The sequence below is a fragment of the Natrinema ejinorense genome (assembly GCF_002494345.1).
Classification (GTDB): domain Archaea; phylum Halobacteriota; class Halobacteria; order Halobacteriales; family Natrialbaceae; genus Natrinema; species Natrinema longum.
Genome location: NZ_NXNI01000001.1, coordinates 3,694,087 through 3,706,317 on the forward strand (window position 1 = coordinate 3,694,087; position 12,231 = coordinate 3,706,317).

12 protein-coding genes, 1 tRNA gene and 1 pseudogene are annotated in these 12,231 nt (G+C 65.4%); 6 read left to right on the plus strand and 8 right to left on the minus strand.

Annotated elements, in window-relative coordinates; translation table 11 throughout:
* Window positions 1-13: 13 nt before the first annotated feature.
* Window positions 14-1,783: a nitrite/sulfite reductase gene (locus CP557_RS18060; protein WP_097381192.1), complete on the plus strand. Its 1,770-nt coding sequence runs from the start codon at window positions 14-16 to the stop codon at window positions 1,781-1,783.
* 3 nt (window positions 1,784-1,786) lie between these two features.
* Here CP557_RS18060 and CP557_RS18065 read toward each other — a convergent pair whose 3' ends face one another.
* The 3 genes from CP557_RS18065 to CP557_RS18075 form a co-directional block, all read right to left on the minus strand.
* Window positions 1,787-2,440: an alpha/beta hydrolase gene (locus CP557_RS18065; protein ID WP_097381193.1), complete on the minus strand. Its 654-nt coding sequence runs from the start codon at window positions 2,438-2,440 to the stop codon at window positions 1,787-1,789.
* Window positions 2,437-3,060, minus strand: a complete 624-nt coding sequence (locus CP557_RS18070; protein WP_097381194.1) for a VOC family protein — start codon at window positions 3,058-3,060, stop codon at window positions 2,437-2,439. Before CP557_RS18070 ends, CP557_RS18065 begins: the two co-directional genes overlap by 4 nt.
* Before the next feature lie 77 nt (window positions 3,061-3,137).
* Entirely contained in the window at window positions 3,138-3,746 is a 609-nt protein-coding gene (locus tag CP557_RS18075; protein ID WP_097381195.1) for an NAD(P)/FAD-dependent oxidoreductase, read from the minus strand.
* A gap of 241 nt (window positions 3,747-3,987) precedes the next feature.
* On the opposite strand from CP557_RS18075, the gene CP557_RS22705 reads away from it, so the two are divergent.
* The gene (locus tag CP557_RS22705) at window positions 3,988-4,140 is read left to right on the plus strand and encodes a hypothetical protein (protein WP_169924408.1); all 153 of its coding nucleotides are present in this window, start codon (window positions 3,988-3,990) and stop codon (window positions 4,138-4,140) included.
* A gap of 190 nt (window positions 4,141-4,330) precedes the next feature.
* Here the strand turns inward: CP557_RS22705 and CP557_RS18080 are convergent.
* Both CP557_RS18080 and CP557_RS18085 read right to left on the minus strand, forming a co-directional pair.
* A tRNA-Arg gene (locus CP557_RS18080) sits at window positions 4,331-4,405 on the minus strand.
* 177 nt (window positions 4,406-4,582) lie between these two features.
* A complete protein-coding gene (locus tag CP557_RS18085; protein ID WP_097381196.1) occupies window positions 4,583-4,921 on the minus strand; it encodes a hypothetical protein in 339 nt (112 codons plus the stop codon).
* Window positions 4,922-5,285: 364 nt separating this feature from the next.
* Between CP557_RS18085 and CP557_RS18090 the strand changes: the two genes are divergently transcribed.
* The 3 genes and pseudogenes from CP557_RS18090 to CP557_RS18100 all read left to right on the plus strand — a co-directional run bounded on the left by CP557_RS18090 (window position 5,286) and on the right by CP557_RS18100 (window position 7,518).
* On the plus strand, window positions 5,286-5,867 hold the full coding sequence (locus CP557_RS18090; RefSeq protein WP_097381197.1) for an AAA family ATPase: 582 nt from the start codon (window positions 5,286-5,288) through the stop codon (window positions 5,865-5,867).
* Window positions 5,864-6,277: an RNA-binding domain-containing protein gene (locus CP557_RS18095; protein ID WP_097381198.1), complete on the plus strand. Its 414-nt coding sequence runs from the start codon at window positions 5,864-5,866 to the stop codon at window positions 6,275-6,277. The genes CP557_RS18090 and CP557_RS18095 overlap by 4 nt, the downstream gene beginning before the upstream one ends.
* A gap of 273 nt (window positions 6,278-6,550) precedes the next feature.
* Window positions 6,551-7,518 (plus strand): annotated as a pseudogene (locus CP557_RS18100) (CBS domain-containing protein).
* A 10-nt stretch (window positions 7,519-7,528) separates the two neighbouring features.
* Here CP557_RS18100 and CP557_RS18105 read toward each other — a convergent pair.
* The 3 genes from CP557_RS18105 to CP557_RS18115 form a co-directional block, all read right to left on the minus strand.
* Window positions 7,529-8,509: a hypothetical protein gene (locus CP557_RS18105; protein ID WP_097381199.1), complete on the minus strand. Its 981-nt coding sequence runs from the start codon at window positions 8,507-8,509 to the stop codon at window positions 7,529-7,531.
* A 129-nt stretch (window positions 8,510-8,638) separates the two neighbouring features.
* Window positions 8,639-10,033, minus strand: coding sequence for a signal recognition particle protein Srp54 (locus CP557_RS18110; protein ID WP_097381200.1), 1,395 nt, complete (start codon window positions 10,031-10,033; stop codon window positions 8,639-8,641).
* Window positions 10,034-10,328: 295 nt separating this feature from the next.
* On the minus strand, window positions 10,329-11,294 hold the full coding sequence (locus tag CP557_RS18115; protein WP_097381201.1) for a hypothetical protein: 966 nt from the start codon (window positions 11,292-11,294) through the stop codon (window positions 10,329-10,331).
* A gap of 108 nt (window positions 11,295-11,402) precedes the next feature.
* Here CP557_RS18115 and CP557_RS18120 point away from each other — a divergent pair, with 108 nt between their 5' ends.
* Window positions 11,403-12,200: a hypothetical protein gene (locus tag CP557_RS18120; protein ID WP_097381202.1), complete on the plus strand. Its 798-nt coding sequence runs from the start codon at window positions 11,403-11,405 to the stop codon at window positions 12,198-12,200.
* Window positions 12,201-12,231: the final 31 nt, after the last annotated feature.

The window sequence follows — 12,231 nt, forward strand, 5'->3', positions numbered from 1 at the left end:
GGGGTGGTTCCCGATGGCGCATAAGAAAGAGGCACTCAAGGAGGGCTGTTACGGCGACGAGGTCCGCGACCACATCCTCGAGTTCGCGGAAAACGGCGGCTACGAGGCGATTCCCGAGGACGAACGCGAAACGTGGTTCACCCGGTTCAAGTTCTGGGGACTGTTTCACCAGCGCGACGGGCAGGAATCGTATTTCATGATGCGGTTGACCAACGCCAGCGGTATCTTGGAGCCCGACCAACTGCGGACGATCGGTGAGGTCGCACGTGACTACGCGACGGGACCCGTCGCAAACCCCGAGTTCGGCAACGGCTGGATCGACCTGACGACCCGCCAGTCCGTCCAACTACACTGGCTCAAACTCGAGGACGTCCCGGAGATCTGGGAGAAACTCGAGTCGGTCGGCGTCCATTCTCGCTCTGCGGGCGGCGACACGATGCGCAACATCTCGGGCTGTCCGCTCCACGGGAAGGCCGAGGAGTTCGTCGAGGCTGGCCCCCTGCTCGAGCGCTTCGAGGAGGAACTCCGGAAGGACGACGCGCTGGCGAACATGCCCCGGAAGTTCAATATCAGCGCATCGGGCTGTACGGTCGGCTGCGCGCAGGATTCGATCAACGACATCGGGTTCGAGCCGGCGACCAAGGAGATCGAGGGGGAGGAAGTCCGCGGGTTCAACGTCCGCGTCGGCGGCGGCCTCGGCGGCCGCCAGCCCCGCGCCGCAACGCCGCTCGATATCTTCGTCCGCCCCGAGAACGCCTACGAGGTCGGCCGCGGCTTCGTCGAACTCTACCACGATTACGGCGACCGGCAGAACCGCTCGAAGAACCGCGCGCGGTTCTTCGCCGAGGACTGGGGCATGGAGAAAATCCGCGAGACGCTCCAGGACGAGTACGTCGAGTTCGAAATGCACACGGCGGGCGAGGACTTCCGGGGGGAGTACACCTACAACGCCGGGAAACCCGTCGAGGCTGGCCAGCACGACCACGTCGGGGTCGGCGACCAGAAAGACGGGCAGCACTACGTCGGCCTGAGCGTCCCCGTCGGTCGCCTGCCCGCCGAGGACGCGATCGAACTGGCCGACCTCGCGGACGAGTACGGCTCCGGCGAGGTCCGGTTGACCCGCCGCCAGAACCCCGTCATCGTCGACGTCGCCGACGACGACCTCGAGAGCTTGCTCGCGGAACCACTGCTCTCCGAGTACCCCGCCGAACCCAGCCCGTTCGAGCGCGGCGCGATGGCCTGTACCGGCACCGAGTTCTGTTCAATCGCGCTGACAGAAACGAAGGGGCGGATGGCTCGCATGCTGCGCTGGTTCAACGAGAACGTCGAACTGCCCGACGACGTCGGCAAGATCAAGATACACTACTCCGGGTGCACTGCGGACTGCGGACAGGCGATGACCGCCGACATCGGCCTGCAAGGAATGCGCGCCCGCAAGGACGGCGAGATGGTCGAAGCGTTCGACATCGGCGTCGGCGGCGGCGTCGGCGAGGACCCCTCGTTCATCGACTGGGTCCAACAGCGCGTCCCGGCCGACGAAGCCCCCGGCGCGATCCGGAACCTCCTCCAGGCCTACGCTGCCCACTGCGACGACGGGCAGACGTTCCGCCAGTGGGTCGATGCGACCGGTACCGAACAGCTCGTCGAGTTCTGCGAACCCCAGGAGACCGACTTCGAGGCACCGTACATGGCCGACGCCAAACAGTCGTGGTACCCCTTCGCAGAGGGCGAGTCCGCGCCGACCCCGACGGCCGAGGAGTCGGCGGCACCGTCGGACGACTAACCGTTACTCGAGCAGCGCCGCGACCATCTCGGAGACGACCGCCATCTCGTCGTCGTTGATCCCGTGGCCCATCCCCTCGTAGAGGCGCTTCGTTACGTCGGCGTTCATCGACTCGAGGACGTCGGCGGTGTCGTGAACCCGCTCTTCTGGAATGTGGGGATCCGCGTCGCTACACCCGAGGAAGACCGGCGTCCCCTCGAGATCGCCGGGATACTCGTCGTCGAGTTCCTCGCCGATGAGGCCGCCGCTCAATGCGGCCAGCCCGCCGTAGCGTCGCGGGTTTCGGGCGAGGTACTCGCTGGCCAGACAGGCGCCCTGTGAGAAGCCGATCAGCATGATCCGCTCGGTCGGGACCCCGGCCCGGTTGGCCCGGCCGATCGCGTCGCCGATGGCCCGTAGCCCCGACGACCGGCCGGGCTCGTTTCGCTCGACGGGCGCGAGAAACGAGTTGGGATACCAGGTCTGGCGGGCCGCCTGCGGGGCGAGAACCGCCACGCCGTCCCGACGGAACTCCTCGGCCATCTGAACCATTCCGCGGGCGGTCGCACCGCGACCGTGGGTGCACACGAGCGCCGCCTCGGCGTCCGCGAGATCGGTCCCGCCCGTGACGAGTTGTTGGTCCTGATGTGGGCCGTCCACGCGGTCGTCCGCGCTCATTCGACACCACCGACGCCGGCGCTGGCGTCGGGGAGATCGTGTTCGACGAGTTCGAGGCCCAGCGCCTCGATCGCACCGCGGAGGTGTTCGTCTTTGGCGTACTCGGCACCGTCCGCCTCGCGGAGTTCCTGGGCCTTGGCGAGCACGTCGCCGCGGCGGTCGTCGGGTACCTCGTACTTGTCCGTCGAGAGTTCGATCACGAGGCCGTTGTTGTCCGTGGTGTAGATCGAGTGGAAGATTCCCCGATCGAAGACGTTGTACTGGTGGCCCGCGTCCTCGAGTGCCTGCATGGTGTCCTCGTAGTCGTCGGGATCGACGCTGAAACAGAGGTGGTGGACGGCACCGGTCCCGCCGCGCTGGCCCCGCTGGTTCGACGGGCGGTCGTCGCTGACGAAGAACGTCAGGATGCGACCGTCGCCCGTGTCGAAGAAGAGGTGCGTCTGTGAGGGGTCGTCGAGGTTCGGCTGGCGAAGGACCAGCGGCATTCCGAGGAGGTCCTGATAGAACTCGATCGTGTCTGCTTCGTTGCTCCCCCAGATGGTGATGTGGTCGGTCCCCGTCGTATGGACGGGGCTGTCGGGTCGCTCTGCTGTAACTGGGTTCTGTGATTCGTTAGGCATCGTACTGGATTCCGTGGGGTCGGTTGGGTCGGTCGATTCGGCGGAGTCGGGTGACGCTGTGGGTTCGGTTGAGGGGGTTACTCCGCGACCAGGTCTCCGAAGACGCGCTCGGCGTCCGCGGGCACGTCGAAGTCGTGGTAGTGTTCGCCACGGACGGTCGTCAGGATGTTGAGTCCCGCGGCGGCTCCGTCGCCGACGGAAATCGCGGCCTGCCACTCCTCGGGGCGGACCATCGCGCCGGTCGCATAGACGCCCTCGACGCTCGTCTCCGTGTCGACGCCGACGTCGACGACGTCTTCGTCGGTGAAGTCACAGCCCACGTCCTCGGCGAGTTCGCGGTTCGCACCCGTCGCGAGCACGACGAAGTCCGCCTCGTACTCGCCGTCTTCGGTCTCGACTGCGAAGCCATCGCCGGCCTCGCTGACCGCGGTCACTTCCTCGCCCTGTCGCCGATCGACGCCGAAGTCGTCGACCTGCTGGCGGGCCGTCGCCATGAACTCGCTGCCGCCGACCGAGCCGATTCCGAGGTAGTTGAACAGGTGGGCCTTGTGCATCCACGTCCTGTCCGTATCGAAGACGGTCGTCTCGAGGCCGTTCTTCGCGGTGAAGAGGGCCGCACTCAGTCCGGCGGGGCCGCCGCCGACAACGATCACTGTCGCATCGTCCGCAGTCGGTTCGTCGCTCATGTAGTTACATACTGTCACCACAGGAATATCAACCCACTAGCAACCCTGGAGCCACCACGTGACATCAGTGTTAGCCGTCCGGACGGCACAGCGATCAGTCCGCGAGCAGTCGTTCTCGATGGCTGTAGGTGACTCGTGATTCCGTCGACACCTCACGGGGCCCGCTGGCATCGCTGGTGGACTACAGTCACTGAAACGATTGACGCACTGATCGCACCGCTGTCGTGCGATCAGGTGTGCAATGACTTTCAGCTACCGTAGGGAGTCGGCGAGCGATCAGCCGGGCGTCGTGCTGGCAGCGCCGCGTGCCGATTCCCTCGAGATAGCGGTACCCGAATGGGTGGGGTCGTCGCGGTTCGCCATCCACTTCCCGGCACACCTCGGCAGCGGCTGATAAATATCACCCTATCGAAAAGTCACACGCGTCGGCAGCGGGACGATGATCGTCGTGTGGCGATGATCAGGTATTCCCGTATCCCCTGTGGTGGTCTCGATTGGATCTGCCGACACTATATTTTACTTCATATCTGTATTTAATCTATCGAACTGATCGATGTCCCTCACGTCCGTTCGTCGCAGAATCACGGGCACGATGGGATTTGAACCCACGACCGTCGGATTAGAAGTCCGACGCTCTTTCCGGACTGAGCTACGTGCCCTCGAGTCCGAATCCACGACGGAACGGTATAAGCAGTTGGGATTTCCGATCGCGGTCGATCGCTCTCTTCGGACCACGGTCGAACGACGAAGCACCACTCCACGCGATCCGGTGAGTCGCCCGAAAAGGGAGAAGCATCCCTGAAACGACATGACGCCGACGCCGTTAGTGACCGACGTTAGAACTCGACCTCCGAATCGTCGCCGCTCTCGTTTTCGGTGTCCGACTCGTTGTGCTCGTGGTCGCCCGTTTCGGTGTCGGTCTCGGTACCGGACTCATTGCCATCGGATTCGTTGTCCACCCCGTCGCCCTCGGATTCGTTCCCGAGCTCACCGTCCTCGGACTCGGTGTTCGTGTTCGCATCGGAATCGAGGCCGTCGGAACCGTCGCTCGCTCCGTCGTCGCTCGAGGTTTCGTCACTGGTTTCGCCGTCGTCCATACAACCCGCGACTGCAGCGAGCAGCCCAGCGCCGACTCCGGCGGTGAATCGACGCCTGTTGACGATTGGATCTGTCATGGTACGGCGCTTGTCCCTGTAACGGACATCCATATAATGCCCAATTTCCGTTTCGTCGATCAGTCGGAGTTCAACTGACTTATCGAGAATTCGGATGGTTGAGTGAGCTGTTACCGTCGAGTTCGTCGTTTCCATGTGAGATAACGGACCGATATCGCATTCATAAGTCGTCCCGATTCGAGCAGGGGGGATCGAACTGACCGCGTCTCGAGGAGCACAGCGAGCCGGGATGCAAGCGGGAAATACCGGTGCTAAAACCGTTGCAGGGCAACAACGGTGAGGGGGCCCACGTCGAACGGAGCCGCCAGTGTAGACCGTGTGGCGAACACAGCGTTTATGCACGCCTCGCCGGTACGTTGAGTCAATGCACGTCATCGGAACGGTGGGACTCCCCGGAAGCGGCAAGGGCGAGGCCGCGACCGTCGCACGCGAGGACGGGATCCCGGTGGTGACGATGGGCGACGTCGTCCGCCAGGAGACGGCCGACCGCGGGCTCGACCCCGCGACGGATCATGGCACGGTCGCGCAGGCGCTGCGCGAGGAGAACGGTCCGACGGCGATCGCCGAACGATCGTTGCCGATGATCGAGGACCGCCTCGAGCAACACGACACGGTGTTGGTCGACGGCATCCGGTCGGGGACCGAGGTCGACGTCTTCGAGGCGGCGTTCGACGACGCGTTCACGCTCGTCAGTATCGAGGCCCCCTTCGAGGTCCGTGTCGAGCGGATCGACGAACGCGGCCGGGACGCGAGCGAGGCCGAGGGCGGCGAAGGGCTCAGAGAGCGCGACGAGCGCGAACGCGGGTTCGGAATGGACGACGCCATGGCGCGAGCGGACGTCGTCGTCGAGAACACGGACTCGCTCGAGGCGTTCCACGAACGGATCCGATCGATCATCGGGGAAACCGACGACGTGAACCGTGCCCGGGCGGAATCGAAATCATGAGCGAGATCTACCGCGTCGACGTCGAAATCACGGCACCGGTCTACGACACTGAGGTCACGGATCGCGTGATCGACGCCGTGGCCAACGTCTTTCCGACCGCCGACCTCGAGGAATCGTTCGGCGAAGTCAGGGGCGAGGCCCACGCGCTCGATCACTTCTCGGAGCTGTTGCACCGACAGGAGATCCTCGATACCGCCCGCGGCGAGTTCTTCGCCAACCGCGAGGGCGACACCTTCACCTTCGCGCTGAAGAAACAGGCGGCCTTCGAGGACTACGTGAACTTCTCGGTCGGCAAACCGGACGAACTCGGCGAGATCGCCGTTCGCGTCCGCGTCGAAGAGCCCAGCCTCGAGGAGTACGTCGATCACATCGCGCCGCCGACGGAGGACGGGCGGCCGGTCGACGCCTGACCGTCCCGTCGGTTCGTCGGACCGTCGACGGCGGAGTCGTGGGCTAGTCCTCACACGGAAGCCGTTGCTCTCGGGTTCGTTCATCACTCTCCAGGTCGCCGTGTGCGGTTCGTCCGTCTCCGTTTTGATTTCGCGGACCGATGCTCCGAGGTCGGGACGGAGACGAGAAATCGAGATTCCGTCCGCAGATCGCCCGTTCTCGAGACGATTCACAGCGGGCGATGGGAGTGGTCCCCCAACGACTGATGGGCATCGACAACGTAGGGCTGTCGAATGCACGACACGATACCCGTCACCGAAATCATGATCGAAGACGTCGTCACCGCTTCGCCGGACACGACCGTGACCGAGGCGGCGACGGTGCTCCGCGACGAGAGCGTCAGTTCCGTACTCGTCGTTCGAGACGGCGACCCGGTCGGTATCGTCACTGAAGGCGACTTCGCGACACACCTCTGTGACCGACGGGACCTCGGCCACCACGAGCTGTCGGCGGTCATGTCGACGCCCCTGACGACGATCGAACCGACGGCGTCGATCGTCGACGCCGTGGAACTGTGTCGGTCGGCGGACGTCGAACACCTGCCGGTCGTCTCGAGCGACGAACGGACGACCGAGGCCGACGAGAGCGCGACTGCGACGGTGCGACGGAGCTGCTCGGCATCGTCACGACGATCGAACTCTCTTACTACGTTCCACAACTCGCCCACCGTCCCACGGAGCCGCGCGAGCAACCACCCCGGAGACGGGTACGGTCCGATACCCTCTACGAGCGCGACGACTGGGAGTTCGAGTACCGTGGCGAGGACGAGTCGACCGTCTCGGTCGGCGATAGCGCTCGCTTCTCGAAATCCGTCTCCGAAGACGACGTCGAGGCGTTCGCAGCGGTGACCGGCGACACCAACCGGGTCCACCTCGATGGGGCTTACGCCGCCGAAACCCGCTTTGGCGAACGAATCGTCCACGGCGTCCTCGCGAACGGGTTGATCAGCGCGGCGCTCGCGCGACTCCCGGGACTGACGATCTACCTCTCACAGGAGAGTAGCTTCCGTGCACCGCTCGCGATCGGCGAGCGGGTCAGCGCCGTCTGTGAGGTGGTCGAGGATCTCGGCGGGGAGAAATACCGGATCGAGACGACCGTGTCGGACGGCGACGGTACCGTGGTCCTCGAGGGGGATGCGGTCGTCCTCGTCGACCCCCTGCCGCCGATGGCGGCCCGGGAGGAAGCGACAACGACCCCGTAGTTGGGCCAGTTTATTCGGTACACTCCCCGACCGCATCGAGGGCGGCTTCGCCGTCGTCCTGACGGCGTTTGGCAGCGAGCGGATCGTCGGCGGCCACAGCGGCCGCCTCGCCGAACTCCCCGGCAGCCCGCCGCAGGTGACGCGTCTGGCAGTCCGCCGTCTCGACGTAGCCGGTCACTCCCTCGGGTGCGGTCTCCCTCCCGGTCTCGAGGTCCTCGCGGGCGCCCGAAAACGTCGATTCGGCGGTCTCGAACGCCGTCCGCGCCTCCTCGTATGCTCGGTCTTCCATGTGCGCTCGCCCCCGCTCGAGCGCGCCGTACCCCTCCTCGTCGAGCGTCGCGTCGTATGCCCCGGCGAGAGCCTCGAAGGACGTCACCACGTCGCCGAGCGTCGCCGCCCCCTCCTCGAGGTCGGCGAGATCGACGTTGGCCAACTCGTCGAGTCGGTCGCCATCGAGGCCCTGAATGGTCGTATCCGCCTCGTCCCACCGCCCGTGAGCCTCGGCGAGTTCGGCGTGGCGATCACCGACGGTCTCGTTCGCTTCCTCGATGTCGTCTTCCGTTTCGAGTGCGGTCGTTACGGTGTCGATATCGTCGGTGAGCCCCTCGTCGGTGACGGTGATCGTGACCGCGACCAGCCCCTCGAGGGCGTCCGCGTACGAGCGCAGCGTCTCGACGTCACGCTGACGATCCCCGCTCAGTTCGGATTCGGCGGTCTCGAGGTAATCACGCGCCGCCGAGAGATCGGCCTGGGGGCCCTCGGGATCGAACTCGACCTCGCCGGGGTTCTCGAGGCCCTCCACCTCGTCCAGCGACTGGGCGGTCGCGTTCAGTCTGCCGGCGGCGCGGTCGAGCGCGCGTTCCCCGGTTCGACTGCCGGCGTCGCCCTCGTCGGTTTCGGGGGACTCGCCGTCGCCGTCGAGACAGCCGGCAGCTGTCGCGAGCACTCCGGCGGTCGACCCGGCTCGAACGAGATACTGTCGACGGTTCATTCCTACTCGAGGGTACGTCTAGAAGTGTATTAACGTAGTGTTGCCGTGACCGTCCCCGATAGCGAACGACGGAGCGAAAACGAGCGTCGGTCGCCGTTCGTGACGATCGGTCTGATTGCGGGCGCGACGTTAGCCGAACGGTCCCATACCGCCCATGCCGCCGCCACCGCCACCGCCGCCCTGTTGCATCTGTTGCATCATGCGTTGCATCTCCTGTTCGGAGCCCATCCCCTGGAACTGCTTGATCGTGCGTTCCATCATCTTGTACTGCTGGAGTAGCTGCCGGACCTGTTCTTCGTCGGTTCCCGAGCCACGGGCGATCCGTTCGATCTGGCTCGCGCCGATGGCCTTCGGATACTCCTTTTCGGCCTCGGTCATCGAATCCATGATCACCGAGAACGTGCGCATCCGCTCCTGTGTGACGTCCATCGCGTCGTCGGGGAGCTGATCCTTGATCCCGCCCCCGAGGCCGGGGATCATGTCCATCACCTGATCGAGGGGCCCCATGTTGTTCATCGCCTCCATCTGCTTTTGCATGTCGTTGAGGGTGAACTGCCCCTGGAGCATGTCCTCGGGGTCCCAGTCGTCTTCCTCGATCTCCGTCTGCTCCATCGCGCGCTCGACGCGTTCGGCGAGCTGGCTGAGATCGCCCATGCCGAGCAGCCGCGAGATGAAGCCGTCGGGCTCGAACCGCTCGACGTCCTGGACCTCCTCGCCGGTCCCGAGGAAAGCGATCGAGGAGTCGGTCTGGTCGACGGCGGTCAGCGCACCGCCACCTTTCGCCGTCCCGTCGAGTTTCGTGATGACGACACCGTCGATCCCGATCGACTCGTCGAACTGCTGGGCCTGGTCTTTCGCACCCTGGCCGATCGCGGCGTCCAAGACGAGCAGGGACGTATCAGGGTCGACGACGCCCTCGATCTGCTCGATCTCGTCGATCAGGTCGTCCTCCAGGGCGTGGCGACCCGCCGTGTCCACGATGTGGACGTCGGCCTCGCTCGTCTCCTCGAGTCCCTTCCGGGCGATTTCGACGGGGTCCTCGCTGTCGGGATTCCCGTAGAAGTCGACCTCCGCGCGCTCGGCCATCTCCTTGGCCTGATCGTACGCGCCGGGTCGGAATGTGTCCGTCTGGATGACCGCCGGGCGAAGCCCCTTCGTCGAGAACCACCAGGCCATCTTCGCGGCCGAGGTGGTTTTACCGGATCCCTGCAGCCCCGCCAGCAGGATCGTCTGTTCTTCGAGGGGCAACTCGGTCGAGTCGCCGATGAGATCGACCAGTTCCTCGTAGACGATGCGGAGGACGAAGTCCCGCGCGGGGGTGCCGGCGGGGGGTTCCTCTTCGAGGGCCCGCTCTTTGATGTTGTCCGACAGCTCCATCACGAGCGAGACGTCGACGTCGGCGGAGAGCAACGATCGCTGGATCTCCTTGACGATCTCCTCGATGTCTTCTTCGCTGAGTCGCGACTTCCCGCGGAGCTTGTCGAGGGTGCCCCGCAGAGAACTCCCGAGATCGTCGAGTACCATTTGCTCGGTCTACGGGGCGACGGCGTTAAAGGTTTTATCTATAGGTACCTCTGGCAGTCACTGCACACCCGATCGCACGACAGCGGTGCGATCAGTGCGTCAAATCGTTTCAGTGGCACCTCTCGTCGCCAGTCCGTCGAGTTGCCTCGAGGGTCCTGACGGTGTGCGAGCGGGAGCGAATTCCGACTCGAGTCATACCGGAACCGGGGCGCGACCGGGGTGGAAGTCGAGACGGAGCCACCCCTACCCTGCTGTGGGCGGTGCACGGCTGCACCCCTCTTCAGCGGGGAAAACGTCACCCGAGAATCCGTTTGCGTTCCGCCGGCGTGAGCTCGACGGGGCCGACGGCGACGGCGGTACAGTGTTCACACTCGAAGGCCCCGTCGCCGCTGTCGTAGGTGTGGATCGGTTTCCCGAGCAGGAAGAAGGCGTCGCGCTGCTTGCGCGTGATGACGGCGTCGGCGGTCTCACCGCAGTTGGGACACCACTCTTTCCCCGAGGCCGGTTCCTGGTAGGTCACCTTGTGACGGCCGAACAGGTTCCCCTCGTATGCCTCCGCTTCGGTCTGCTCGACGAGCGCCTCCGGCGGGAGCGGATCCGACTCGAGGTCGTTGTCGTAGCCGCTCTCGGCACCCGTGGTCGCCGTGACGTACGGGCCGACGCTGACGCGGTTGTCGCGGCCGACGAAGTAGACCGTCACGTCGACGGCCTGCCCCTCGATGCGGACCTCGTTCCCCCAACCCGCGACGTAGAGGGTGAGGTCGTGTCGTGCGTCGGTCACGGTCAGTTCGTTCTTCGCGCCCCTGATCGAGACGCCGTCGCGGGGATCGCGGACGTCTCGAGTCTGTCGCCACCCCGAGACCGAGACTCCGTAGTCCTCCGGCGATCGAGTGGGTGCGGCCGCGTCGTCGTAGAAGACCTGCTCGGCACCGATCGTCGAGAGCGTCTCGGCCGCCCCGTGTTCGACGAAGACGTCTTCGGCCCCGGTGACGTGAACGTCGCCGTCGACGCCGTCGACGTAGCCGTCGTCGAGATCGCCGGTCAACACCGTCCGCGCGTCGTCCGAATCGGCGGGTTCGTCACCGGCCGGGACGTCCGTGAAGACGTACTCCGGATCGTGGATCGTGAGCCGCCCCGAGACGCTCTCGGCGCTCACGTAGACGTCTTCGGCACCGCGGAGTTCGACGGGTGCGGTCTCGCCCTCACCGACGCGTACGTCGCCCGAGAGCTCCCGCCGCACCGCGTTCTCGTTTCCGGTCATCCTACGCTCGAGCTACTCAGTCAGTTCACTTCAACGGTTCGGAGGGTGGATGAAGACGAGACACATAAAATCATAAAACGTTTTGTGGGAGAACGCTCACGGGAGCGTATGAACCGACGGCGTCTCCTCCGCACGTCCGGACGCGGACTGGCGATCGCGGTTGGCGGACTCGCCGGCTGTCTGGGAAGTGACGACGAAACCCCACCGCCACGCGAAGCCGTGGTGTTCGACGACGTTTCGATCACGGACGGAGCGATGGAAATCGACCTCGTCTCGGAGCCGAAAGTCGAATCCCGAGACGGGACCGTCGACGCCGCGGCCGTCGGCTCGCTCGTCCCGGTCGGCACTGCTCGTGCAGGCTCGCGGTCGTCGAGTTCGCGCCCGAGCGGCTCGACCGGTCGTGGCAGTGGCGGTCACTCGTCGGCTCCCAAAGGCCGCCACGGCTGGGCCATCTACGGCGGGACTTCCGGGCACCACTGGCGCGACGACCACGAGGACGACATCCGGATGTATCGCGCAAGCGTCGCCGCCCTCGGCGTCGCCTACATGGGCTCGAACACGAAGTACCAGGCGATGTCCCCGGGCCCGGATCCGGCCGACTGGGAGAAGGAGTGGTCCGATCCGGAGCCGGGAACGACGGTGGAAGCCGATCTGGCCGCCATCGCGTCGGAGCCCCGCTCCGAATCGACATCGAGTGTGGCGAACGAATCCGTGTCGACCACGGCGAACGAATCGGCGTCGGATCCGGCCTCGAGCGCGAGGGAAGGGTGGTACCGCGTCGGCACGCGCCTCGAGTCCCCCGACGGCGATACCGACTTCGAGTGGCAAGCGGCGGACTTCAGACTCGAGCGGGCGAGCGATGGGCTGGCCGTCGACGAGGCCTGGCACGTTCGTCCCCGGGTGTAGTCGCCGCGCTCGCGACTCGAGTGCGATGAGA